Source organism: Methylomonas fluvii, assembly GCF_014850975.1.
GTDB lineage: Bacteria > Pseudomonadota > Gammaproteobacteria > Methylococcales > Methylomonadaceae > Methylomonas > Methylomonas fluvii.
In genome coordinates, this window is record NZ_JACXST010000003.1 from 1646445 (window position 1) to 1670787 (window position 24343).

Annotated in this window: 23 protein-coding genes; 7 read left to right on the forward strand and 16 right to left on the reverse strand. The window is 51.2% G+C overall.

Features of this window, described 5'->3' with window-relative positions; all coding sequences use genetic code 11:
* The first annotated feature begins 132 nt into the window (after positions 1-132).
* From EBB_RS26815 to EBB_RS25080, 3 genes are all read left to right on the forward strand, one after another.
* A complete protein-coding gene (locus EBB_RS26815) occupies positions 133-2934 on the forward strand; it encodes an ATP-binding protein (RefSeq protein WP_192396348.1) in 2802 nt (933 codons plus the stop codon).
* Between the two features lie 87 nt (positions 2935-3021).
* Positions 3022-4269, forward strand: a complete 1248-nt coding sequence (locus EBB_RS25075) for a response regulator (RefSeq protein WP_192396349.1) — start codon at positions 3022-3024, stop codon at positions 4267-4269.
* Positions 4262-5425 (forward strand): response regulator, encoded by a 1164-nt coding sequence (locus tag EBB_RS25080; protein WP_192396350.1) that lies wholly within the window; start codon positions 4262-4264, stop codon positions 5423-5425. Before EBB_RS25075 ends, EBB_RS25080 begins: the two co-directional genes overlap by 8 nt.
* 422 nt (positions 5426-5847) lie before the next feature.
* Here EBB_RS25080 and EBB_RS25085 read toward each other — a convergent pair whose 3' ends face one another.
* On the reverse strand, positions 5848-6549 hold the full coding sequence (locus EBB_RS25085; protein WP_192396351.1) for a TPR end-of-group domain-containing protein: 702 nt from the start codon (positions 6547-6549) through the stop codon (positions 5848-5850).
* Positions 6550-6632: 83 nt separating this feature from the next.
* Between EBB_RS25085 and EBB_RS25090 the strand changes: the two genes are divergently transcribed.
* A complete protein-coding gene (locus EBB_RS25090; protein ID WP_192396352.1) occupies positions 6633-6959 on the forward strand; it encodes a DUF2288 domain-containing protein in 327 nt (108 codons plus the stop codon).
* On the opposite strand, the gene EBB_RS25095 is transcribed toward EBB_RS25090, so the two are convergent.
* Positions 6901-7560, reverse strand: a complete 660-nt coding sequence (locus EBB_RS25095) for an HvfX family Cu-binding RiPP maturation protein (protein ID WP_225587755.1) — start codon at positions 7558-7560, stop codon at positions 6901-6903. The genes EBB_RS25090 and EBB_RS25095 overlap by 59 nt on opposite strands.
* 42 nt (positions 7561-7602) lie before the next feature.
* Here EBB_RS25095 and EBB_RS25100 point away from each other — a divergent pair, with 42 nt between their 5' ends.
* A complete protein-coding gene (locus EBB_RS25100) occupies positions 7603-7947 on the forward strand; it encodes a cupin domain-containing protein (RefSeq protein ID WP_192396353.1) in 345 nt (114 codons plus the stop codon).
* A gap of 60 nt (positions 7948-8007) precedes the next feature.
* Here the strand turns inward: EBB_RS25100 and EBB_RS25105 are convergent, their stop codons facing one another.
* Positions 8008-9294 (reverse strand): DEAD/DEAH box helicase, encoded by a 1287-nt coding sequence (locus EBB_RS25105; RefSeq protein ID WP_192396354.1) that lies wholly within the window; start codon positions 9292-9294, stop codon positions 8008-8010.
* A gap of 150 nt (positions 9295-9444) precedes the next feature.
* Here EBB_RS25105 and EBB_RS25110 point away from each other — a divergent pair, with 150 nt between their 5' ends.
* Complete coding sequence (locus tag EBB_RS25110; protein ID WP_033155569.1) at positions 9445-9807, forward strand: PilZ domain-containing protein; 363 nt, start codon at positions 9445-9447, stop codon at positions 9805-9807.
* 53 nt (positions 9808-9860) lie between these two features.
* Here the strand turns inward: EBB_RS25110 and rapA are convergent, their stop codons facing one another.
* Positions 9861-12623: an RNA polymerase-associated protein RapA gene (gene rapA / locus EBB_RS25115; RefSeq protein ID WP_192396355.1), complete on the reverse strand. Its 2763-nt coding sequence runs from the start codon at positions 12621-12623 to the stop codon at positions 9861-9863.
* Positions 12624-12821: 198 nt separating this feature from the next.
* On the opposite strand from rapA, the gene EBB_RS25120 reads away from it, so the two are divergent.
* Positions 12822-13259: an NUDIX domain-containing protein gene (locus EBB_RS25120; RefSeq protein ID WP_192396356.1), complete on the forward strand. Its 438-nt coding sequence runs from the start codon at positions 12822-12824 to the stop codon at positions 13257-13259.
* 44 nt (positions 13260-13303) lie between these two features.
* Here EBB_RS25120 and dapB read toward each other — a convergent pair whose 3' ends face one another.
* The 12 genes from dapB to EBB_RS25175 form a co-directional block, all read right to left on the reverse strand.
* Positions 13304-14110, reverse strand: a complete 807-nt coding sequence (gene dapB / locus EBB_RS25125) for a 4-hydroxy-tetrahydrodipicolinate reductase (protein ID WP_192396357.1) — start codon at positions 14108-14110, stop codon at positions 13304-13306.
* A 3-nt stretch (positions 14111-14113) separates the two neighbouring features.
* Complete coding sequence (gene dnaJ, locus EBB_RS25130; protein WP_192396358.1) at positions 14114-15253, reverse strand: molecular chaperone DnaJ; 1140 nt, start codon at positions 15251-15253, stop codon at positions 14114-14116.
* 42 nt (positions 15254-15295) lie between these two features.
* Positions 15296-15589, reverse strand: a complete 294-nt coding sequence (locus EBB_RS25135; RefSeq protein ID WP_192396359.1) for a type II toxin-antitoxin system RelE/ParE family toxin — start codon at positions 15587-15589, stop codon at positions 15296-15298.
* Positions 15586-15810, reverse strand: coding sequence for an addiction module protein (locus EBB_RS25140; RefSeq protein ID WP_033155575.1), 225 nt, complete (start codon positions 15808-15810; stop codon positions 15586-15588). Before EBB_RS25140 ends, EBB_RS25135 begins: the two co-directional genes overlap by 4 nt.
* A 36-nt stretch (positions 15811-15846) precedes the next feature.
* On the reverse strand, positions 15847-16032 hold the full coding sequence (locus tag EBB_RS25145; RefSeq protein ID WP_192396360.1) for a hypothetical protein: 186 nt from the start codon (positions 16030-16032) through the stop codon (positions 15847-15849).
* A 55-nt stretch (positions 16033-16087) separates the two neighbouring features.
* Entirely contained in the window at positions 16088-16810 is a 723-nt protein-coding gene (locus EBB_RS25150) for a hypothetical protein (protein ID WP_192396361.1), read from the reverse strand.
* A 110-nt stretch (positions 16811-16920) separates the two neighbouring features.
* Positions 16921-18855, reverse strand: coding sequence for a molecular chaperone DnaK (gene dnaK, locus EBB_RS25155; protein WP_192396362.1), 1935 nt, complete (start codon positions 18853-18855; stop codon positions 16921-16923).
* Positions 18856-18926: 71 nt separating this feature from the next.
* A complete protein-coding gene (gene grpE / locus EBB_RS25160; protein WP_192396363.1) occupies positions 18927-19565 on the reverse strand; it encodes a nucleotide exchange factor GrpE in 639 nt (212 codons plus the stop codon).
* 50 nt (positions 19566-19615) lie between these two features.
* Positions 19616-20656, reverse strand: a complete 1041-nt coding sequence (gene hrcA / locus EBB_RS25165; protein ID WP_192396364.1) for a heat-inducible transcriptional repressor HrcA — start codon at positions 20654-20656, stop codon at positions 19616-19618.
* A gap of 354 nt (positions 20657-21010) precedes the next feature.
* Entirely contained in the window at positions 21011-21145 is a 135-nt protein-coding gene (locus EBB_RS26580) for a hypothetical protein (RefSeq protein ID WP_020485237.1), read from the reverse strand.
* A gap of 68 nt (positions 21146-21213) precedes the next feature.
* Positions 21214-21543, reverse strand: a complete 330-nt coding sequence (locus EBB_RS25170) for a hypothetical protein (protein ID WP_192396365.1) — start codon at positions 21541-21543, stop codon at positions 21214-21216.
* 235 nt (positions 21544-21778) lie between these two features.
* Positions 21779-24238, reverse strand: coding sequence for a TonB-dependent receptor (locus tag EBB_RS25175; protein ID WP_192396366.1), 2460 nt, complete (start codon positions 24236-24238; stop codon positions 21779-21781).
* Positions 24239-24343 lie beyond the last annotated feature (105 nt).

Genomic DNA, 24343 nt, shown 5'->3' on the forward strand with positions numbered 1-24343 from the left:
ATTGTATAAGCCGTTCACTATGGAATTCGCCTCGCGCCAGTTTATGCGCGGCCATCTCAGCGGCTCACTTTGAATCCTTGGCTTTTTAGCAATTGCCCAATTTAGGTGATAATTTATAGCCGGGAGTGGCACGTGAAACAACGTTTTCCAAGAATATCGGCATTTGGGTTGGCAATCGCCGCGGGCTTGGTCGGTATCTTGGGATTTGCGGCGCTGATGGCCTTGAGCCTGCAGCAAGAGCGCGATAAACACATAGAACACGCGCGTATCGAAACGGCAAATATCGCTCTGGTTCTGGAGGGGCATGCGCTGGCCACAATACAAAAAATCGATCTGATTCTGAAAGATCTTCAGGGGCATATTCGACCCGACGACATGCGCAGCAGCCAGTTCGATAACGCTGTTGAAAACCATGCTATGCAAGCCTTGCTGAAGGAAAAGGCTAACGATATTCAGCAAGCGGCGGTGATCGAGATCGGCGGAATCCAGATATTCAATGCCAACGGCGATTGTATCTACAGTTCCATCGACGCCCAGCCAGCCATCAATGTCGCCGACAAAGAAAGCTTTCAAATTCACAGGAATCATCGCCAGCTTGGCTTACACATTTCCCCGCCGGAAATATCCCGTACCTTGGGCATCTGGCATATCTCCCTGACCCGGCGTATCGATTTTCCCGACGGCGGCTTTGCCGGATACATTAACGTCATCGTGCAATTGAGTTCGTTCGAAAGTTTTTACGCGACGCTGAACCTAGGCGAGCACGGCGCGGTTTTACTCCGCGACGAACAAATGAGGCTTTGGGCTCGCCATCCGCATCTGGAAGCCAATCTAGGCAAAACCATGCCTAACCACCCCCTGCACCAATACATCGCCCAGGGTATGACCCACGGCTCCTATCTACAGCCCGGCCCGGCCGATGGCGTCAAACGCCTCTACAGTTTTCGGCGGGTCGGCGATTATCCTTTGTACGTGCTGGCTGCCATCGCCGAACAGGATTATCTAGCCGAGTGGCGAAAACATTTAGTTTGGTACGGCACGGCCGGACTCGTCATCTTGATCGCTTCGTTAGTGTTAGCCTTGGTTGCGCGGCACAGCCGTTTAAAATGGCAGAACGACGAAAGAAATTACCGCTACATTATCGAGAATGCTCCGGTCGGCATTTTTCAGAGAAATTTTGCAGGTCAGTTTAGCTTTCTGAATCTCACTTTGGCACGCCAATTGGATTGCGACTCCGTCGATACCTTTCTGCAACGTTATGTTCCGGCCGATAAGCTATGGGCCGATCTCAATCAATTGAAGTTGTTTTATCAGTTGCTGCAGACAAATAAAGAAGTACGCGACTTTGAAGCGCAAGCGGTGCTCGTAACCGGGCAAACCAAATGGTTCTCGATGTCTGCTTATCTGGATGAAGAAAGTGGACAAATCAACGGTTTTACGCTCGACATTACCGAACGTAAGCAAGTCGAAGAGCAGCTCAAAACATCGGAAGAGCGTCTGCGTTTGACGATGGATGTGGCACAAATCGGCGTTTTCGATTGGGATGTCAAAAAGGACAGTTTCGAGATGTCACCGATTTATTTCACGATGCTGGGCTATCAAGCAAAACCCGGTCCGGGTGATCGTAACGAATGGCTGGAGCGTCTCCATCCGGACGACAGGGCCGGCATCGCCGAAAAAATTGCTGCCGTATTATCAAAGCAGGCCAATGCCTACAGTTACGAAGCCCGGATGCGCCATGCCAACGGCAGCTATCGCTGGATAAGTGTTAAAGCGTTCTGCGTGCAGCGCGGCGAAGACGACATGGTCACCCGCATCCTGGGCATACGCATGGACATTACCGACCGTAAACGCTACGAAGTCGAATTGGAGCACTACAAAAGTCATCTCGAACACCTGGTAAACGAGCGCACGACGGAGTTGTTGGACGCCAGGAAACAAGCCGACAATGCCAACCTGGCCAAATCCGATTTCTTGGCGAACATGAGCCACGAAATACGCACACCGATGAACGCCATCATCGGCCTGACGCAACTGGCACTGGATACCGAACTGAACCGGAAGCAACACGATTACCTCAGCAAGGTATTGAATTCGTCGCGAGCCTTGCTGGGTATTCTCAATGACATTCTCGATTACTCGAAAATCGAAGCCGGGCGCATAGACATCGAGGCCATCGAATTCAGCTTGGAAGAAATACTGCGGGCGACAGCAGACTTGTTCTCCATACGTGCCGATGAAAAAGGCCTCGAGCTGTTCATCGATATGGCGCTGGATGTGCCCAATCAGTTGCAGGGCGACCCGCTCCGCCTCAGCCAGGTCATTAACAACCTGGTCGGCAACGCCATTAAATTTACCCAACAGGGTGAAGTCCACCTTCGCGTCGAGACTCTGGAAAGAACGGACGATGCCATACGCCTGCGTTTTGCGGTGAGAGATACCGGCATCGGCATCACGGCTGAACAAGCCGGCCAACTGTTCCAGCCTTTCGCACAGGCCGACGCCAGTATCACCCGCAAATTCGGCGGCACCGGCTTGGGGCTGACAATCTCGAAACGTCTGGTGGAATTGATGGAGGGAGAAATCACCCTGGAGAGCGAACCCGGATCCGGCAGTACCTTTACCTTTACGGTTCGACTAGGCCTACCGGCCGGCGTTTCATCCAGCGAGCAGACACAAGGCCGGCGTTTGCAGGGTTTGCACCCCATGCGCACCCTGGTGGTCGACGATCAGGAAACCTCGCTGACGATACTGCGCTCGATTCTGGAAAGTTGGCAATTCGAGGTGGTGACAGCCGGTTCGGGCGAAACAGGTTTGCGCTTGTTCGCCGAAGCAGCGCGATGCGGCAAACCCTTCGAGTTGTTGTTATTGGATTGGAAAATGCCCGGCATGAACGGTCTGGAGCTGGCCGAGGCCATAGCTCATAGCTCATAGCTCATAGCTCATAGCTCATAGCTCATAGCTCATAGCTCATAGCTCATAGCTCATAGCGAGCATAACAGCCGGCCGCCAATATCCATCATGATCACGGCTTATGAGCGCGAGGTGCTGGCCAAGTCGGCCGGCAACATTCGAGTGGATGCGATCATCGCCAAGCCGGTCACACCCTCCAGCCTGCTCAACACCCTGATCCAACTGCAACGAAACGAAACCAGCCAGCCTGTTCCCGTTGCCGAAGTATTCAACGCCACCCGAACCACGCTGGCAGCCATCCGCGGCGCTCGGATCTTGCTGGTCGAGGATAATCCACTCAATCAACAGGTAGCACAGGAATTTCTCATCAAAGGCGGTCTGGAGGTCACGACTGCCAACAATGGCCTGGAGGCCTTGGCATGGCTGGAGAAATCCAGTTTCGATGCGGTGTTGATGGACCTGCATATGCCGGTGCTGGACGGCCTGGAGGCCACCCGTAGGATTCGCCAATCGGCGGCGTTAAAGGAATTGCCCATCATCGCAATGACCGCGGCGGCGATGAATCAGGATAAAGAGGCCTGCGTAGCGGCCGGCATGAATGACCACATCGCCAAGCCTGTCGAACCGGAAGAACTTGCCAATGCCCTGGCGAAGTGGATCAAACCCAAACCCGCTGCAGCGCAACAGGAAAAAGCTGCCGACATTCGCCCGGATACCAAAGCCATTGCCAAACTTGAGAGCAATCTGCCAGGCGTGGCGGTGCAAGCGGCTTTGGCTCGGCTGGGAGGCAACATTTATCTTTACCGGCGCCTGTTGCTCGCATTTGCCGAACAGCATCGGAACGCTGCAACGCTATTGCGCCAAAAGCTTGTCGACGGCGATACAGAGCAACTGTTTTTCGTCGCTCACAGCCTGAAAGGCGAGGCCGGCAATTTAGGTTTCGGCGCGCTTCAAGCTTCGGCCGACCGACTGTGCCGGATGCTCAAAAGCGCAGAAGAGAGGAATTTGACGGCGCAAACGGAAATACTTGCACAGGAATGCGAGGCAGCACACCTTTTATTGAGTCAGTCTGAAGCAAATGCTGACGATGAACTGCTTGCCTTATCGGTCAATTCAGAAGAACTGTTTAAAAATGCCAACCTGCTGCCCGACCTAAAAAAATTACTTCGCCAGTTGAAAGCTAAGAACCTGGATGCCCGATATTCGGTCACCGATCTCGTCCGCAAGATAGGCGATCAAGAACTAGCCTTGGAATTTGCGGAAATTGCGCAAGCGACACACGAATTGCGCTACGATGCAGCATTGATTGCATTAGAGAAACTCTTAGAACGCAATAGCTGGACAGACCATGAATAGCCAAGATAAACGACCAAAAATCCTGATCGTAGACGACTCCTTAAATAATATCGAGGTGTTGAGCAACATCTTGGGCAAGGGATACAGCACCAGCTTTGCCAGCGATGGCTCCGAGGCTTTGGCGCTGATTAGCCGGGACGCGCCGGACCTGATATTGCTGGATGTCGTCATGCCGGGCATCGACGGCTTCGAGGTTTGTAAGCAACTTAAAGCCAACCTCGCGACTCGCGATATTCCGGTGATTTTTCTGACCAGCTTGGATAGCGCTGTAGACGAAGAGTGTGGCCTCTCGCTAGGCGCCGAGGATTTTATTCACAAACCGGCATCCGCACCGGTGGTGTTGGCCCGGGTCCGTAATCATCTGGCCCTGGCCACCACCAGGCGCGAGCTGAAACAGCATAACGAAAATCTTGAGCAATTAGTGGCCGAGCGCACGGAAGAGTTGTTCCGCAAAGATAGGCAGCTGATCGCCGCGCAAAGCTCCATCATCGCGGCTTTTTGTGCGTTGGCGGAGGTCAGGGACAACGAGACCGGCAACCATATACGCCGTACCCAACGATACGTAAAACTGTTGGCCGAACGGTTGCGCACCAATGCTCGCTATAGTCTCTCCGATGGCGCCATCGAACTGTTGTTTAAATCCGCGCCTCTGCACGACATCGGCAAGGTTGCCATTCCCGATGCGATACTGCTTAAGCCGGGAAAACTATCGCCGGATGAATGGAAGATTATGAAAACGCACTGCGAGGAGGGCAGGTCTGCCATCTTGTCGGCGGCACGGGATTTTGGCGACAGCGACTGGTCATTTTTAAATTACGCGGTGGAGATTGCTTATTGCCACCATGAAAGATGGGATGGCGCCGGTTATCCGCAAGGGCTTTCGGGAGAGCAAATCCCGCTTAGCGCCCGTTTGATGGCAGTCGCCGACGTTTACGACGCTCTTATCAGCAAACGCGTTTATAAAGAAGCGTATCCCCACGAAGAAGCTGTGCGGCTGATCGCTAAAGGCCGGGGAACTCACTTTGATCCGGATATCACCGATGCCTTTTTGGCTATCGCCGAAGCATTCGATGAAACAGCTCAACGTTACAAGGATGCCGGCGACGCCAAGCCTGCCATCGAAACCAAAGCGCATTCACTATCAGCTAAATCCTGAAAGACATAGTAAAGAGTTCATCTTGCCGGCACCACGCACGACCTGGATGGACAGACCGGATTAATGCCGGCGGTCAAGTTTTGAGAATGGTTTTAAGGCGGGATAATCGGCGCCAGGATGACGACCAAAGTACGCGCCGTGGTCGGTTGGGGTTTTGACTAAGACGCGCCGGCTGGTTTAAATTGCCGGTGGAAACCGAGATCGGTCGCTTGTTTTATGTATCGATTGCAATCGGACGGCATCTGCGCCGAGGACGCCTTTAACTTTTTATGCCATTAGATTGCTTTTCATCCCTCGTCCGCGGACAAAAACGGCTTGCCTATATGGAAAACCGCGCAGATGGACAGGCTGACTCATTCAGACCTAAAACCCCGCCAAGCCTTGGTGCCCGCAGGGTATTCAAGTTTGAATGGCCTATTAATTTATGAGTAGTAATCAAAGTCCTCTTTTTTCTCTATCTTGAAGCCCGGCTCGACATTAATTTCAATATCCTTGAGTTTGGTTTTTTCCGGTGCGGGCGTGACGCGAACCTCCTCCATAAACTCCTTGAACCATTGGGCGTTGATCACACTTGCCATGTCTTCGTCTTGCAATATATTTTGTTCGTCGGGCAAACTGCCAAACTCCCTGGCAGTTTGCAACGCGGCCAAACAGGCATCGTTATCGCCGCGTAACGCATAAACACAGGCCAGATTGTAAGCCGCGCTGCCTTTTTGAATACCACAGGCCTTTTCGAAAAAATCTTCCGCCAAATCGTAAAGGTCGGGCTTCGCCGCCTCGGCACTGATGCGAGCCAATTCCATAAATGCTACGCCACCGTCTATCGCCGCCCCTAAATAGTTAGGCGAAATCAGCAAACAAAAAGAAAACTTGGAAATGGCGTCTTCGTAAATTTCAATAGCCAATTTGGGCTCTTGCGTCCGGGCTTCGTGTAATAGCCCAAACCCCCAGTGATACAGTGCTTCGGATACGATCAAATGGTCGGCAATGACATTTGCAAAGCCTTGGTACGCACCCTTGTATAGTTGCTCGGCTTTGCTGCCTTCGCTTTTACGGGCCTGGGCAACTTGCTTGATAGCCGCGTCCAGGGTGGAACGCTTTTTAAATGAACTCAATAGCGACATCGATGAATCCTCACTTCTGTTTTATAAACCGGGTTACGATAAAATAGCTGGGCATACTACAACATCCCAACCGGAAAATGTTAATGAACGACTCACTCCCCGATCTGGAAAAAGCCAAGGTGAATTTGGAAACCTCGTCCATTCCCTGGGCCGAGTTGCAACGATTTTTCGCGGCAGGACTGGCGATCTCGGTCGCCAAGGAACTGGATCTGGTGGAAGTGGCGTATCAGGTCTCGCGCGACAACAAGGCGCAAGTTGAGCAATGGCTGGATGCCGGCCTAATCGGTCATGTTTCGGATCGACAGGCCGACGAATGGATCAGCGCCAACAGCTCGGTTTGGGCTGTCGTAGTCAGGCCCTGGGTGCTAGTTCAGGCAAATACTTGCGGGCCAACCAATAATCCACACTGACAAACCGGCCGCCGCCCAGGAAAAACAAAGCCAGCAACATGACGAAATAGGTGGCGGCAAACTCTATCCCGTTATTCAGTATCACCAAGGCGCCGTTCTCGGTCAGCCATTGATAGTCGCCCTGCACCTGTAAAATTTCCTTGGCACGCTCCAGTCGCTCAATCGCACCTATCGTGCGTTCGCTGGCAAAAATGCCGCTACCGGAGGCAATGGCCAACCAACCGTTTTGGAGATGCGCACTGACCGCTGCGACCACCATGATGATCATTAGTGGCAAGGTGATAGGCCGCGTGGCAAAACCTAACAGCAAAAACAAGGCGCCGACGATTTCAAATAGCGCCACCATAAATACCAACACATACGGCGCCGGCAAACCCAAGCCCCATTCAGCATTACCGAACCATTCGGCCGTGTCAGAGAAATTGGCGAATTTTTTGGTACCTGCCATCCAAAATACCGGCGCCAAATATAGCCGCAGCAACAGCGGCGCCAAAAAATCCACGCATTTAGCAGAATCGCAACTGCGTTGCGACAGTTGCATAATCCCCGGTAGTTTATCGATAACCACCGCCATTAACGCAGTAAAAGACGTATTATTCATTTTCATTCCCCTCCCCCAATTTTTTATTATGTACCCGCTTTTATGAACATCAGCAGTTCGTGCATTTTTACAGACATTCCAGCTCAGTTGCCAATAGAATTATGCCAAACCTTGCTTAGCAAGCCTAATATTCGCATTGAACGCATCGTTTCCAAGGGCCATTGCAGCGCCGAAAACGACTGGTACGATCAAAATCAGGACGAGTGGGTGATGTTGTTACAAGGCGAAGCGCGGCTGGCATTTGCCCAATCCGCACCAGTCGATCTAAAGCCCGGCGACTATCTGCTGATTCCGGCGCATTGCCGGCATAGGGTGGATTGGACCCATCCGGACCTTGAATCCATATGGCTGGCAATCCATATTTTCGCGGAGCCGGTTGCTGAATAAACGAGCATTCGGCGAGAGACCACGGCCGTGCCCATGACCGGGCACGACACGTCAAACGGATTAGCGGGGCTTGGCAGTTTGCGCACGCGGTTTGCGCGAATTCGGCGCTCGTTTAGCCGACTCCCCTGCCCGGCCATTTTGCGGCCGTCTGGCCGCCGGCTTGTTCGGCTGAGCCGGTTTTGGTTGCGGCTTGCTATTGGTCACTGCCAATGACACGTTTGGATAGCCAGTATCGTCGACTCGCGGAATCTGCCTTTTCAACAGCTTTTCGATGGCAGCCAACAAGTACGCCTCTTCCGGATCAACTAGCGAAATTGCCTGCCCTTCAGCGCCGGCGCGACCGGTACGGCCGATACGGTGCACATAATCTTCCGCTACTTGCGGCAAATCGAAATTCACCACATGTGGCAATTGATCGATGTCCAAGCCGCGCGCGGCGATGTCGGTGGCAATTAGTGCGGTAATCGAGCCGTTTTTAAATTCCTCCAAGGCCCGGACACGAGCGCCCTGACTCTTGTCGCCGTGCAAAGCCGCGCAACGAATGCCGTCCTTGATCAATTGCTTGGCCAAACGATCCGCGCCATGCTTGGTGCGGACGAACACCAACACCTGCTGCCAATGGCCATTGCCGATCAGGTAGGACAGTAATTCGCGCTTGTATTCGCGGTTAATGCCATACACCAGCTGCGAAACGGTATCGGCGGCAGCATTGCGCTTCGCGACCGAGATTTCTACAGGGTCATTGAGGATTTGTTCCGCTAGCGCGCTAATTTCCGGGGCATAGGTCGCCGAAAACAGCAGGTTCTGGCGTTTATTGGGCAGCAAAGCGATGATTCGACGAATATCGCGAATAAAACCCATATCCAACATTCGGTCGGCTTCATCGAGTACGAAATGCTCGACCTTCGACAAATCCAGATGCTGTTGCTGAATCAAATCCAGCAAACGGCCGGGCGTAGCAACGACAATATCGGTGCCGCGCTGGATCTTCTGAATCTGCGGATTAATACTGACGCCGCCAAAAATCGCCTCGGCAAAAAAAGGTAAATGCTTGCCATAGGTTCTGACGCTTTCATAGACCTGCATCGCTAATTCGCGGGTAGGCGTTAAAATCAACACTCGAACCGGCCGCGGCTTTTGTGGAACCGGTTGTTCTTGTAATAGCTGCAGCAGAGGCAAGGTAAATCCGGCGGTTTTGCCGGTACCGGTTTGCGCACCCGCCAGCACATCGCGGCCTTGCAAAATGACCGGAATGGCCTGCGCCTGAATCGGCGTCGGGGTTTCATAACCTTGTTCAGCAACCGCCTTAAGTAGTTGCTCGGACAAACCCAATTCTGAAAATAACATGCAAAAACCTTATTTTATACCCGTAATTAACGGGTGTATGAATAGAAAAGATATGGCATGATGGGCACGCCACAGTAGCAAAAACTGACTTTGCACCTACACTAAATCCTCAATAGCGTTACCGCGATTCTTCAGCAGAGGCCACAACACATGAGTTTCGAAAAACGAATTCACCGTAGAGTAAAACCTAGAGGCCTGCAGGCCGGCATTATTTTCAATAGCAGAACACCCCGGGAAATTTCGCTGAATGCGGAAATTCTGGACATCAGCTATAGCGGCATCAGGGTTAAACTTCAAGACCCCATCAGTCCCGATGTTGCCGGCAAAGTTAAAATCACCATGGTATTGCCTGAATCGGGAACGCCGTTCAGTGTACACGGCATTCTGAAACATCAACATGTCGACTCCGAGTGCGGTCTGCACTATGTCGACCACGTCGAAGGTTCTATCGACGATCTGATGTTTGAATGCGTGGAACTGGACGACACCACCGTGCTGATCAAAACCGCTTAATCGTCATCCCGGCACAAAACGGCACCTGCTCGCCGTAAATCGCTGTCGGCAAGTTAGCTGGTAATCACAAACCGCACCGCATCCAGCCGCAACTGAGTTTCCTGTATGCTTTCGTGCGAGAGCATGGTCATTTCCTTGAGTTGCTCTATTTCCTGCTCCTTGATGCCGGGATTGATCTTTTTCAGCCGCACCAGACGTTTGATTTCACTGGTTAGCGTGGCAATCATCAGATTACTGCTTTCCGCTATCAACTTCTGCATTTGCGCGCCCGCCAACTGCTCCGCGACTTTGATCATATCCTGAATATGCTGGCGTTGACTGTTCAAAAACTGGCTGATTTGCGCCTTATCGAAGCTATCGCCAGTCTCGACCAAGCTGTCGTGGCTAATAACAGCCGTTAGATCCTTTTTATTTTGATCGACCAAAACTCGCAGCGGCGTGTGCGGTAAAAACCGGCCAATTTGTAATTCGGCGGGCGCGCTGCATTCCGCAACAAACAACAACTCCAGCAGGAATTGACCAGCTTTCAGTTGTGGATGTTTAACCACGCTGACCGCGGCATTGCCGGTCTCGCTGGATAACACCAAATCCATCGCCGACAACACCATAGGATGTTCGGCGGACAGAAATTGCATGTCTTCCCTGGCCAGCGCGATGTCTCGGTTGATGGTTACCGTCAAGCCGTCGTCTTGCAGCATCGGAAAATGGGCGATGCGCAGATTTTCGCTAGGCCAGAGGATATGGCAATCGCGCGAATGATCTTCGACATCGACGCCATAACAATCGAACATCGCTTCCATAAACGGCCACAAACTACCGTCGCGTTCGCCGGCACTGATCTCTTCCACCAGGCGCGCGGCTTCTTGCGGCCGACAAGAATTCAGTTCCAGCAGCAAATCGCGGCCTTTATGCAATTCCTCTTCAACCTGGCTGTTCAGGGCCTTGGTGTTGGCGATCAAGGCTTCTACTGCCGCCGCATCGCGGCTGAGCAACGCTCTGTCACGAGCATCGCCGAGCAACTTCAAGACTTGTGCGGCCCCCGAACAATTATGCCGGAATGCGTCCAAGCCCTCGTCGTACCAGCGGAATAATACGTGCTGAGCACTATCGAGCAGATAAGGGATATGAATTTGAATCACATGCTTTTGGCCGATACGATCCAGACGACCGATACGCTGCTGCAACAAATCGGGATTTTCCGGCAGATCGAACAAAAACAGATGGCGCACGAATTGAAAATTGCGCCCTTCACTGCCAATCTCGGAGCAAATCAACACTTGCGCCCGGCTCTCTTCGTCGGCAAAAAATGCCGCCGCCCTATCCCGCTCGACGATACTCATGCCTTCATGAAACACCGCGGCGGTATGCCCAACGTGCTGCCGTAACAATTGCTCCAGTTGGATCGCAGTTTCCGCACGTTTGCAGATTAATAAGGACTTTTCATCGCCCAAGGCTTTCAACTGCGCAACCAGCCAATGCAGATAAGGGCTGTTGGCTAAGTCCGCCGTGTCTTCACCTTGCAGCGGATAAGCATGGCGTTGCCGATCCGGAAAGCCCTGCACGGTTTGCCGAGAGTTTCTAAATAAAATCCGGCCGGTGCCATGATGATCGAGCAACAATTTGATCAACTCTTCCCGAGCATTGGCTTGGCTGTCGTTAACCTGTTGCAGCAGTTTGTCGACATTGTCCTGTTTTAATAAAACTTTCAATTGCTCCTGCTGTCCGGCATCCAACGCTTCGCCGGAAATCAGCAAATTAGCCAGTCGAGCCACCGGCTCAAACTGGCTTTCTTCAATTAAAAACTGTTCAAAACTATAAAAACGATCCGGGTCGAGTAAGCGCAAGCGCGCAAAATGGCTTTCCTTACCCAACTGCTCAGGGGTAGCGGTCAACAGAATCAGACCGGGGGACGCCAAGGCCAATTGCTCGACAAATAAATAGTCGGCGCTAGGCGCGTCTTCGCTCCATTCCAGATGATGCGCCTCATCGACCACCACCAGATCCCAACCGGCATCCAAGGCTTGTTGCTGGCGATGCGGAGAATCGGCAAAGAAGCGCTGGCTACACAGCACTAATTGCTCGCTGAGAAACGGGTTCTCGTCGGGACTGGCAAAGCAGCGGCTTTCGTCGAAAATGCTGAAGCGCAGATTGAAGCGGCGCAGCATCTCCACCAACCATTGATGCAACAGACTTTCCGGTACCAAAATCAACACACGTTTACTTAAGCCGTTAATCAAGCGATGTTGGATGATTAAACCGGCTTCGATGGTTTTACCCAAACCCACTTCGTCGGCCAGCATAATGCGCGGCAAGGCGCGGCTGGCGGCTTGATGGGCGATATACAGCTGATGCGGAATCAGCGAAGCCCGTGCACCCTGCAAACCTTTGGTCGCGGCTTGTTGGTGCTGTTGCTGGCGCCGCCAGGTTTCGTAGCGCAATAAAAACCAGGCCGTCGGATCGAATTGCCCGGTAAACAAGCGGTCTTGCGGCTTGTTAAATTGAATATGATGGTTAAGCTCCATCTCATCAATTTGTTGCAGCTGGCCGTCTTCATCGACTCCAATGTAGGTCAATAAACCATTGTGTTGCTGCACCTGCTGCACGCTAATTTTCGCGTAATCCGCCGATTCGATCACATCGCCTTCGTTGAACTGCACCCGGGTCAACGGCGCGTTATCTCTGGCGTACACCCGCCGGTCGCCGGTCGCTAAAAATAGCACGGTGACGCGGTTAAATTCGGCGTCTATGACCATACCCAAACCGAGTTCCGATTCGGTATTACTAATCCAGCGTTGGCCGGGAATAAACTCATTCATGTTTTGATTCTTGGAAATTTGATTCGACTTTAAAAGCGCCGTGTAAAGCGGCCGGGATGATATGCAAAGCAGATTAATTCATGATTAATTGGTCGCGGAAAAAGCATCGAGAATTTCAGAAACGCTTGAAAACATGGTTAAATTTAGCAGAACGCTCATATTTTCAATGCGCTAAAACTCATCATTTTCAGGAATGCCATGGCAAAGCCCGTCACCCCCTTGTTAGCCGCCGATATTTTGATCGAATTGATCGACCATCCACAGCGCCCCTTCGTGTTGATAGAGCGAAAATATCCACCCTATGGCTGGGCTGTGCCCGGCGGGTTTGTCGATGTCGGCGAAACGCTTGAGCACGCGGCCATCCGCGAAGCCAAGGAAGAAACCTGTCTGGATGTGGAACTAACCGTACTGCTGGGCCTTTACTCCAATCCGCAACGCGACCCACGCAACCACACAGTCACCGCCGTCTACCTGGCGCAAGCGCATGGCACCCCGATGGCGGCCGACGATGCTAAAAACTTTGGTTTATTCAACTTCGACAATCTGCCCAGCCTGTTGGCGTTCGATCACGCTCAGGTTATCGCGGATTACCGGCATTATAAACTGACTGGCGAGGTAACGCCGCTAAGAATATAAGCCTTAGCTGATTCAGCGGCGTGCAGACAAGATTTAAGGCCTGATCAGCCTTTCAGACCCAACACATCCTGCATATCGAACAACCCCTTCGGTTTGTCCGCCAACCAAGCTGCCGCTCTTACCGCGCCATTGGCGAAGGTCATACGGCTGGTGGCTTTATGGGTGATTTCCACGCGTTCGCCTTCGTCGGCAAACATCACGGTATGCTCGCCGACTATATCGCCGGCCCGAATCGTGGAAAAGCCGATGGTTTTACGGTCGCGGGCGCCGGTATCGCCTTCGCGGCCATAGATGGCGCAGTCTTTCAGATCGCGCCCCAACGCAGCAGCAACCACTTCACCCATCCGCAACGCGGTACCGGATGGCGCATCGACTTTGTGTCGGTGATGTGCCTCAATCACTTCGATGTCGGTGTAATCGCCCATCACCTTGGCGGTCATTTCCAGCAGCTTTAAGGATAGGTTGACGCCGACGCTGAAATTGGGTGCGATGACTATTGCCACATCCTGGGCAGCTTCGGCAATCGCGGCTTTTTGCGCCTCGCTGTAACCGGTGGTGCCGATCACCACCTGTTTCCCTGCTTGGCGGCAGATTTCGATGTAATCCATTGACGCATCGGGCCGGGTGAAGTCGATCAATACGTCAAACTGGTCCGCCAGTGCTGCCAGATCAGCGCTGACCTTAATGCCAGCCGCCGACACACCGGCCAGTTCACCGGCATCCTTGCCAATTGCCAAACTATCCGGACGGGATACCGCTACCGTCAACTCGGCGTTTTCGGCCGCCAGCACAGCTTTCAACAAACACAAACCCATGCGCCCGGAAGCGCCCACTACCGCAATCCGCACCATGGTTTATCCCGTCAACTTGTCGAAGAAGTTTTTAACGCCATCCATCCAGCCATGCTCTTGCGGACTGTGGTGTTTGCCGCCGCCGGATAAGGATTCGCCCAACTTCTCAATCATGGCTTTTTGATCTTTGGTCAGATGTACCGGGGTTTCCAGTTGCACCTTGCACAACAGATCACCGACCGCGCCGCCCCTAACCGGTTTCACACCTTTGCCGCGCAAACGGAACATGCGTCCGGTTTGAGTTTCCGGTGGAATTTTCAACATCACCTTGCCGTCCAGCGTAGGTACTTCCAGCTCACCACCCAAACAAGCCATCGGGAAACTGATTGGCACTTCGCAGTAAAGATTCGCACCATCGCGGGTGAAGATCGGATGATCCTTGACCTGCACTTGTACGTATAAATCCCCGGCTGGTCCGCCGTTCGCACCGGCTTCGCCTTCACCGGCCAAACGAATCCGGTCACCGGTATCCACACCGGCCGGCACTTTGACGTTGAGGGTTTTGGTTTCCTGTACGCGGCCTTGACCGTAACATTTCGGGCAAGGATCCTTGATTTGTTTGCCGGTACCCCGACAAGTCGGACAGGTTTGTTGTACCGAAAAAAAACCTTGTTGCATCCTGACTTGGCCGTGACCATGACAGGTATTACAGGTGACCGGGCTGCTGCCTTTTTTAGCGCCGCTGCCGTTACACTCAACGCAAGCCACCAATACCGGCACTTTGACGGTCGCTTCAGTACCGCCCACCGCTTCTTCCAGGGTCAGTTCAAGGTTGTAGCGCAAATCGGCACCGCGTTGCACGCTGCTGCGCTGCTGCCGACCGCCACCGAAAATATCGCCGAATACATCGCCGAAAATATCGCTAAAATTCTCTGCGCCGCTAAACCCACCGCGACCGCCGCCCATCGACGAATCGACGCCGGCATGGCCGAATTGATCGTAAGCGGCACGCTTTTTGGGGTCGGACAGCACCTCGTAAGCTTCCTTGACCAGTTTGAATTTCTTCTCCGCTTCTTCCGGATTATCGTTATTTCTGTCGGGATGAAATTTCATCGCCATCTTGCGATAGCTCTTCTTGATCTCGGCTTCGCTCGCGTTGCGATCCAGTTCCAGCAGTTTGTAAAAGTCTTCTTTTGCGGCCATTTAAATGTCTTCGGTATTATTATTCAGTGTTGATATATTCAGTTATAACCGACCCAACCAATAATCGGGCCTTCTTTTCTTATGCGAAACCGCCAAAACTTGTACACCTGCATGAGTGTCCCTAAAGATAATTTTATAAGGAAATTTAAGTAGGGAAACCACTCGGATATTAGGTTTTCGCTCAACTCGATAACGTCCGGGCATATTGGCGACGCTAATCATAAAACTCTCAAACTCCGCCAAATAGGCAACACCTAAACCTGGCTGCCTTGATTCGTAAAATCCGATAATTTCTAAATGTTCATGCTGAGCGCCAGGGTGAAATCGATAGTTCATTTCAACAATAACCGCGCTTTAGCGCTGACTTCCTCCGCTGAAATTAATTCGACCAAACCTTGATCTATTTCATCGGCACGTCGTTGAGCTTCGTCTAGCCAAGCTTCATGCAATTCAGCATCGGAGAGGTTTTCTAAGCTTAACAGTAAATTATGAGCAAGTTTAGCGCGTTCCGCCGCTGGAAGATGAAGGGCTTCGCGTTCGATTACTGTGCTATCCATAATTCTTACCTCAAAAAATACCTTGGAAGGTTGTATTCAAACAAACACGCAATCAAATTGTTTTTCGACTTCCTCGTGCGGAACAATCCCTTCGATTTCTGCCCTAGTGATTCCTTGCCGAATTTTAGCCATGACATAAAGATGATATTGAATATCTTCATAGCCGCTTTCTTCGGGCAATCTATTAAGTAATTCTTTGACTTCCCTAACAGCAGTTTGCATATCTACCTCGGAAAAACAAAAAGGTACGCGGTGCGTACCCTACATGGCTACAAAATTATTTCTGACTCAATGCAATGAGATTAGAAATTGCTCCACCGATCTGAGGCAGCCCCGTTGCTATTGTCATGGCATCAGCTAGCAAACCTATTGTATCTATAATTTTCTGCCCAATTTTCGTCTCCTTAATTGATTTCTTATATTTTGAATCAAAAAAAGAGTGCCCTACCAATATCTCTATGGAGTCAAATAACCCCGTGGTTCCAGTTAGCTTATATTCGTCTATAGCAGCGATCAAACCTCTAAGATTTCTTGATAAATATTTTTTAACTTCAAAATCAATTTCTGAAGCCAACAACTCATTTAAAATATCATTCAGATCATTCCTTGATTGCTCTAACACTTCATATTCCACGGATTTCGCATTTGAAAGCATTTGTAACATCCTAGCCTGCATCCGTAAATAATTAAGCGAATGACCATCAATGTGAGCAATAAAAGTATCCCACTCTCCTTGCAAGTGCTGATTCATAAATGCAGCCTTTACTTGAGATGTCCAATGCTCACAGGTACTGGCTTCATCTGGATACGCTTCTCGAATTTCGGTTTCTACAATTGCGACTAGTTCCATAACCTTTCCCAGTCTACCCAGTAATTGAGGACTTGCTACTGGCGCATCTAATAACTCCGACCAGGCATCCCTACATACTTTATTAGCAGGAATTTTTTTACCTTGTTCAAGCAAGTTTAGTAGTCGGAATCCTGGGTTATCAAAATCCATATGAACTCAGCTCTTTAGAAAATATGTGACGATAGCTGCCAGAGACGCCGCTACTTGATAGACAAAAAGGCGGATGGCTCTCGCCCCCGCCCTATGCCCCACTTACTTATTTATTTCTTATCGTCCTTAACCTCTTCAAACTCCGCATCGACTACATTGTGATCGTGCTCCGCAGCCGCTTCAGATGCGCCGGCCGCATGTCCAGCCTCGGCACCACCTTCCGCACCTTTCTGTGCGTAAACGCGCTCGGCCAATTTACCGGACAACTCGGTCAAGGCATGGGTTTTTGCTTCAATCGCGTCTTTATCGTCGGACTTAAGCACTGCTTGCAGGTCTTTGATCGCCGATTCGATGGCCGATTTTTCGTCGCCGGCTACTTGATCGCCCAATTCTTTCAGCGATTTTTCGGTGGCGTGGATCATGCCTTCCGCTGAGTTACGGGCCGAAACCAATTCTTTCAGTTTCCGGTCTTCGTCGGCGTGTGCTTCGGCGTCCTTGATCATGCGTTCGACTTCGTCGTCCGACAAACCGCTGGAGGCTTTAATCACAATGGATTGCTTTTTACCGGTAGCTTTGTCTTTCGCCGAGACGTTCAAGATACCGTTAGCATCAATATCGAACGACACTTCAATTTGCGGAATACCGCGCGGTGCCGGTGGAATGTCCTGCAAATCAAAACGACCCAGCGATTTATTGCCGGCAGCCACTTCCCGCTCGCCCTGCAATACATGCACGGTCACCGCGGTTTGGTTATCATCCGCAGTCGAGAAGGTTTGCGAGGCATTGGTTGGGATCGTGGTGTTTTTCTCGATCAATTTCGTCATCACCCCACCCAAGGTTTCGATACCCAAAGATAGAGGTGTTACGTCCAACAACAACACATCTTTAACGTCGCCGCCCAATACACCGGCTTGAATCGCCGCACCCAACGCAACCGCCTCATCAGGGTTAACGTCTTTACGCGGCTCTTTGCCGAACAATTCTTTAACGAACGCTTGCACTTTCGGCATGCGGGTTTGACCGCCAACTAGAATCACATCGTTGATTTTAGATGTCGAAATACCGGCGTCTTTAATCGCTTGCAAGCAAGGTCCTTTGGTCCGTTCGATCAGCTCGTCAACCAGCGACTCCAATTTGGCGCGGGTCAGTTTGACGTTCAAATGCTTCGGACCCGAGGCATCGGCGGTGATATACGGCAGATTGATGTCGGTTTGCTCGGCCGAAGACAATTCGATTTTAGCTTTCTCAGCGGCTTCTTTCAGACGTTGCAGCGCCAACGGATCGTTGTGCAGATCAATGCCGCTGTCGCGTTTAAACTCACCTGCCAAAAATTCGATAATGCGCGAGTCGAAATCTTCACCGCCCAGGAAGGTATCGCCGTTGGTGGCCAATACTTCGAATTGGTGCTCGCCTTCGATTTCGGCGATTTCGATGATGGAAATATCGAAAGTACCGCCGCCCAAGTCATAGACCGCAATGGTGGTGTCACCTTTCGGTTTATCCATACCGAACGCCAACGCCGCCGCAGTCGGCTCGTTGATGATGCGTTTGACGTCCAGACCGGCGATACGGCCGGCGTCTTTGGTGGCTTGACGTTGCGAGTCGTTGAAGTAAGCCGGTACGGTGATAACCGCTTCGGTGACTTCTTCGCCCAGGAACGCTTCAGCGTCTTTTTTCAGTTTCATCAACACACGTGACGATACTTCGGGCGGCGCCATTTTTTTACCGTGGCATTCCACCCAGGCGTCGCCGTTGTTGGCTTCCATAATTTTGTAAGGCACCATTTTGATGTCTTTTTGTACCGCATCTTCTTTAAAGCGGCGGCCGATCAAGCGTTTGATCGCGAACAAAGTGTTTTCAGGGTTGGTCACCGCCTGACGTTTGGCGGACTGGCCGACCAACACTTCGTTGTCGCCGGTGAAGGCGATGATGGAAGGCGTGGTGCGCGCGCCTTCGCTGTTTTCGATAACCCGCGCGGTGCCATTTTCCAGGACTGCGACGCAGGAGTTGGTGGTTCCTAAATCGATGCCGATCATTTTGCCCATTGATATTCTCCAGACTTGAATTGGTAATAAATTAAAAAGTTGTTAGCGATATGCGGTTGATCGTCTTAATTTCAAGCCTGCTCATCGATTTTTGCGCTATCGGCCGGTTTGTCGTCGGCTTTCGCCACCACTACCATGGCAGGACGCAATAAACGGCCGTTCAATACATAACCCTTTTGGAAGACGTTTAATACGGTATTGGGTTGGGCGGTGGCACTTGGCTGCATGACCATCGCTTGGTGCAATTCCGGATTGAACGCTTGACCGATAGGGTCGACGGTTTCGATATTAAACTTGGCAAATACCGACTCAAATTGTTTGATGGTCAATTCGCTGCCTTCGCGCAATTTGACTATCTCCGGACTATCGCCGGTTGCCGCTTGCAGGCCTAATTCCAAACTATCCAGAACACTCAGCAATTCTTTCGCAAATTTCGCCAGACCGTATTTGCGTTCGTCGTCCAAGTCTTTTTGCACACGTTTTTTTAAATTTTCCATCTCAGCCATGGTGCGGATGGCTTTATCCAGATTGGCGGCAGCCTGTTGCTGGGCTTGCTCCAATTGTTCCTGCAAAGCTTCCACAGTGACTGCGGCGGCACCAGAGGCTTCGGTTGGCTGTTCGTCCGCGTCGATTGGCTTGGTTTGTTCCAAAACTTCGGCGATCAAATCGCTATCCGATTGTGGTTCGTGGCTAGATTGCTGATGACTCATTACTTACTCCATGGTTCTAAATTTTTTGGTTGGCCTAACGATAGGGCCATTTATTTGGGATTCAAGGCCGCGCCCAATAATTTTGCCGTCACATCCACGAACGGAATCACTTTTTCGTAAGCCATGCGGGTTGGTCCAATCACCCCCAACACTCCCACCACTTCGTCATTTACTGAATAAGGTGCCGTCACCAGGCTACAATGATCGAATGCGCTGTAACCCGATTCTTCACCGATAAAAATCTGCACGCCTTCGGCCTGTAAACACTGATCCAATAAATGAATGACGCCGCGCTTTTGGCTGAACGCTTCAAACAGCTGCTTAAGGCGCTCCATGTCCGACAACTCGGAAAAACCCATTAGATTGGTTTCTCCGCTCAATACATAGTCGTCGTTGGGTTGTTCGCTGAAGGTGAGTTGCGCCATGTTCACCGCGTCCATCATGCCTTGATTGACCTGCCGCTGATCGTGCTCCATCTCTCGCACGATCAAATCGCGAATTTTCGCCAAGCTGCGGCCGGAATAAACCGAATTCAAATAGTTGGCAGCCTGTTGTAATTCCGCAGGACTGAATTGCTTGTGGGTATGAATAATTTTATTGTGCACTTCCTGGTCGTCGGTGACGAAAATCACCAACACCCGGGTATTGGACATAGGCAGGAATTCGATGTGTCGCAATGTGACGCTTTCTCGGCGCGGCAAAGTCACCACGCCGGCCATCCGCGTGACGTCCGACAGTAATTTCGAAGCCTTGTTCAACACGTCGCTAGCCTTATCCGCCTGTCCTTTCAGGCCATGTTGCAGCTGATCCAATTCGCTGGATGCCAAAGGCTTGACGGTTAACAAACTGTCAACAAATAAACGATAGCCACTCACGGTCGGTACTCGGCCGGCGGAAGTGTGCGGGGAATGGATCAAACCCATCTCTTCCAGATCTGCCATCACGTTGCGGATACTGGCCGGACTAAGCTTTAGCTGCGGATCTTTAGATAATAATCGCGAACCAACAGGCTGGCCGTCCTGGATATAACGCTCAACCAAGGTTTTTAATAAATACAGCGATCTTTCGTTTAAATCTTGTCCGCCAGCCACGTCATCCCCCAAATTCCGTTAGCACTCGATATTAGTGAGTGCCAGACAGCAAAGCTATCAGCTGGGTCCGGCATTGTCAACGGCTTGAACAGGTTAACAATAAACTAAGCGCAGCCAGCACATTCAAGGGCTGGGATTGAATCTCCGAAACACCCGTGTCGTCAACAACGGATCAATCGGCAGTTTGTTCCGGAATTAGGATTTTTAGATGTCTCTTCGATATTGTTCAACAACGGGCAATAAAAAACCCTGCAAGTCTTGGGACTTGCAGGGTTCTGATTCGATCTAGCGTTTGCTTATCCGGACTGTATGGCAGGAACACAAACGGACAATAAACCGCAGCTGTCAGTGGTCTCAAGCACCCATTTGGGAGAAAGACAACACATAATAGCTATAATAAACAACGACAAAAAACAACAATACATTCAATAGCTTTTCTACTCTGCTGTATTGCTCTTGTTGATATTTTTTACCATTTTTTATTCTCATTTTGTCCTCCTGTCGCATGAGTCATCCCAAAATTCAAAGCCGGTTAATTAATTGGCAGTAACTGCTGATTAACGGCTCATGCCGTTGCCGATCCAGGCACCTGCGGCGGCACCGATGCCTGCTCCCAACGGATCGCCTCTACTCATCTCGTAACCCGCCGCGCTACCTAACGCGCCGCCTACCAAGCCCTGAGTGGATCGTTGGTCGTAACTGTTGTAGCGCGGTGCGGGCGGCGGTGCCGGCACGTATTGCACAACCCGACCCGGAACATACGCCCGCTCGACCTCGACATATCGGTCGTGGTGGTGATGTTTGTGATGACCTCGTCCATGCCCGTCAGCCATGGCTAATGGCGAAACCAACAGACTAATTACCACGACACTTGCCACTCTAAACATAAATCCCCTTTATCGAGAACAATTGATCTATGACTTGATTCTAGAGAGCAATGTTTAAGTCTTGATTAGGAAAAGATTAAGAACAGATGAAGACAGCAAAGCCAGCGCTTACATCGCCAATTTTTGTGAACTGTGCACGCTAAGCGAGCGCTATAAACTGCCAATAGCCAATACTCCGGGTACTCGGTTTGCGAATATCCGGAGTAGATTGCGCCGGCAGCGACAGTCAGTCGCATTAGAAGCTGTAAGACACTTCCCCATAAACGGTTCGGCCGGCTTGTTGGTAAAAAGAGGAATATTCCCGATCCAACAGATTATTCACCGAAAACGACAGATCGATATTTTTCGTCGCCTGGTAGGCGATACGGGTGTCGACCAGAAAATAAGGGTCATAACTGCCGGGAACGTTGGTTACCTGATCCAGATTTTGGTCGTTCGTATACTGCTGGCTGACATAGCGCCCAATAATGCCACCGCTCCATTTCTCATATTTGACATCCAAGCCGCCACTGAACATGGTCTCCGGTAACAACACCATCTGCTTGCCAATCGACAGCGGATTCGCCTCATTCTTGGTAATTATCGAATCATTTAAGGTGTAGGTTCCCGTAAAATGCAGCCAGTCCCAATACAATTTCTGCCTTAGTTTGGCCTCCACGCCTTCAACCTCAGCTTCACCCGCATTTTGCCGCTCTTGGAGCCGATTGGTTGCGCTCAATGTCGTATCTTTACGGTAAATCAAATCAGAGATGTAGTGATGAAAATAGGTGGCAGCAATCGTTGTACCCTCAACAGGGGTGGCCTCTCCGCCAACTTCCCATGAATACATGGTTTCCGGTTTTAAATTCGGCCCGGCTTGCGTCAGGGTAAAAACACTGCCGCTAGCCGTTTGTGATGTCGAATACAAATCCGAGTTGGTGGGTGGACGAAATGCCCAACCGGTTGAAGCAAACAGCTTGTAGCCATCCGCCGGCAACCAGGTCAAACTGAACTTGGGATTGAATTGCGACACTGAGCGTTCGCTGTAACTTTGCGTCAGGTTAGTGGTGGTGCCTGTGGAAGTGACCGTGGCCTTTTGTACGATAGAGCCTGATGTGGACCAATCGTCATAGCGCACCCCGAGATGGGCAATCAAATTTTTACGCAGCCAAATTTCGTCCTGAATAAAGGCCGAGTAAATACTCGACTCGCCCTTGCCATCGTAAACAGTATTCGTCACTGAGGACCAATCTTGCCAATTACTCAAGGCCAAACGTTTTTGACCTTCCAAATTGTTATGGTTTGCGCCAAAACCGACGGTGACAAAGTTACGTTGATCCCACAAAAACGGGAAGCGCAATGCCACATTACCGTCGATCCGTTGGCTAGGCGTGACGGTTAACTGGCCTCTGCCACCACTTAAGGTATCGTCTAACGCCGCGCTGTTTGGGCTGGGTGAATAAGTCTCGTGATCCATATATTGAAAATCGACATTCAATTTCACGTCATGCCCAAAATCATGTTTCAGGTGCGCAAAATAGCGCCGCGTGTCTTCCACGGAAGGCAGGAAATGCAAGAACTGCTGTTCATAGACAGAAAGGCGCTGGCCATTCAAATTCAAGTTGTTGCTTTGCGCCAGGCCGGCCACGCCGGCGACTGAATTGACGGTGGGGTTTCCGTTAGCGATGGCTATTGGCGCGCCTCCGGCAGTGGTCAAATAACTATTAAATGTGCCTGCGCTGGTTTCGCTGCGGCTCCAGCTCATACCACCATCAATCTCGGTTCGATCAGTCAGATCGTAATACAGATGCAAGGAAGCGGTGTTCTGCTCCCAAGGGCGTTCCCCTTTATCACCTATGATATAAGTCGAACCACCTTGGGTGGTTGCGGTCGGCATGGCGCCAAATACAGGTGTCGAGGCGTTTCTTAACGCAGTAGCTGTGTTCGCTCTGACTACCGGATTCGGTATCACGGTAGCCGATGGCGTAAAGCTTACCGGAGAGGCTGTCACGTAATCGGAAACCGCCCAGTTATCGCTGTCCATATGGTTAAACGTCACCGAAATACCTAAACCATTTTCAAAACGATCCCGGTAACGGCCCTTGATGCCCCATTGGTCAACAGCCGCGCCACCGGCGCCAAATGACAGGCGCCCTTCGCGTTTAGTGGGTACTTTGGAGATCACATTCAGTACGCCGCCCATCGCGCCGCTACCGTATAGCGCTGAAAATGGCCCAGGGACATATTCCACTTGCTGAGCGTCATCCATATTCAAAATATTCCAATCAACAAGCCCTGAGTTGGCATTGTTTACCGGCAGCCCATCCACTAAAAATAAAGATCGATTCGTACCACTGATGCCGTGGAATGCAGACGAGCTAACACTGGAGCCCGGGAAACTGGTGCCATAAGCACTACCGCGTAAATACACCCCCGGCACATCCTTCAAGGCGTCACCAATACGTTGGGTCAGGCGGTTTTCCGTATTTTCGGCAGTAATCACACTGACATTGGCCGGCGCCATCGCCGCGCTCATTTCCGAGCGGGTAGCGGTCACCACCATCGTGCCCAGCGTGCCGTCGTTGCCAGCCGAATCGTCGGTGTTAGCGGTTTCGGTTTGCCCAGCGGTCGTTTGGTCGCTATCTTCCGCCAGGATTTGATTGCTGTAAGCCAGGTTGGTCAAGGCCAACAGCGTTATTACGTGTAAACGAGACAAAGTCACTTCCTCCTGTGATGCACCGTTAAACAAAAACGGCTTTATGTGGTTGTGTTGGATTTATTTTTAATTTTTCTTACATCGAGAGCAAACCGCTCAGGGCAT

Excerpts from the sequence above, each read along its gene's own strand:
- EBB_RS25075 (WP_192396349.1), top strand. The coding sequence starts at position 3,022 with ATGATCACGGCTTATGAGCGCGAGGTGCTGGCCAAGTCGGCCGGCAAC.
- EBB_RS25080 (WP_192396350.1), top strand. The coding sequence starts at position 4,262 with ATGAATAGCCAAGATAAACGACCAAAAATCCTGATCGTAGACGACTCC.
- EBB_RS25085 (WP_192396351.1), bottom strand. The coding sequence starts at position 6,549 with ATGTCGCTATTGAGTTCATTTAAAAAGCGTTCCACCCTGGACGCGGCT.
- EBB_RS25090 (WP_192396352.1), top strand. The coding sequence starts at position 6,633 with ATGAACGACTCACTCCCCGATCTGGAAAAAGCCAAGGTGAATTTGGAA.
- EBB_RS25095 (WP_225587755.1), bottom strand. The coding sequence starts at position 7,560 with ATGAATAATACGTCTTTTACTGCGTTAATGGCGGTGGTTATCGATAAA.
- EBB_RS25100 (WP_192396353.1), top strand. The coding sequence starts at position 7,603 with ATGAACATCAGCAGTTCGTGCATTTTTACAGACATTCCAGCTCAGTTG.
- EBB_RS25105 (WP_192396354.1), bottom strand. The coding sequence starts at position 9,294 with ATGTTATTTTCAGAATTGGGTTTGTCCGAGCAACTACTTAAGGCGGTT.
- EBB_RS25110 (WP_033155569.1), top strand. The coding sequence starts at position 9,445 with ATGAGTTTCGAAAAACGAATTCACCGTAGAGTAAAACCTAGAGGCCTG.
- rapA (WP_192396355.1), bottom strand. The coding sequence starts at position 12,623 with ATGAATGAGTTTATTCCCGGCCAACGCTGGATTAGTAATACCGAATCG.
- EBB_RS25120 (WP_192396356.1), top strand. The coding sequence starts at position 12,822 with ATGGCAAAGCCCGTCACCCCCTTGTTAGCCGCCGATATTTTGATCGAA.
- dapB (WP_192396357.1), bottom strand. The coding sequence starts at position 14,110 with ATGGTGCGGATTGCGGTAGTGGGCGCTTCCGGGCGCATGGGTTTGTGT.
- dnaJ (WP_192396358.1), bottom strand. The coding sequence starts at position 15,253 with ATGGCCGCAAAAGAAGACTTTTACAAACTGCTGGAACTGGATCGCAAC.
- EBB_RS25135 (WP_192396359.1), bottom strand. The coding sequence starts at position 15,589 with ATGAACTATCGATTTCACCCTGGCGCTCAGCATGAACATTTAGAAATT.
- EBB_RS25140 (WP_033155575.1), bottom strand. The coding sequence starts at position 15,810 with ATGGATAGCACAGTAATCGAACGCGAAGCCCTTCATCTTCCAGCGGCG.
- EBB_RS25145 (WP_192396360.1), bottom strand. The coding sequence starts at position 16,032 with ATGCAAACTGCTGTTAGGGAAGTCAAAGAATTACTTAATAGATTGCCC.
- EBB_RS25150 (WP_192396361.1), bottom strand. The coding sequence starts at position 16,810 with ATGGATTTTGATAACCCAGGATTCCGACTACTAAACTTGCTTGAACAA.
- dnaK (WP_192396362.1), bottom strand. The coding sequence starts at position 18,855 with ATGGGCAAAATGATCGGCATCGATTTAGGAACCACCAACTCCTGCGTC.
- grpE (WP_192396363.1), bottom strand. The coding sequence starts at position 19,565 with ATGAGTCATCAGCAATCTAGCCACGAACCACAATCGGATAGCGATTTG.
- EBB_RS26580 (WP_020485237.1), bottom strand. The coding sequence starts at position 21,145 with ATGAGAATAAAAAATGGTAAAAAATATCAACAAGAGCAATACAGCAGA.
- EBB_RS25170 (WP_192396365.1), bottom strand. The coding sequence starts at position 21,543 with ATGTTTAGAGTGGCAAGTGTCGTGGTAATTAGTCTGTTGGTTTCGCCA.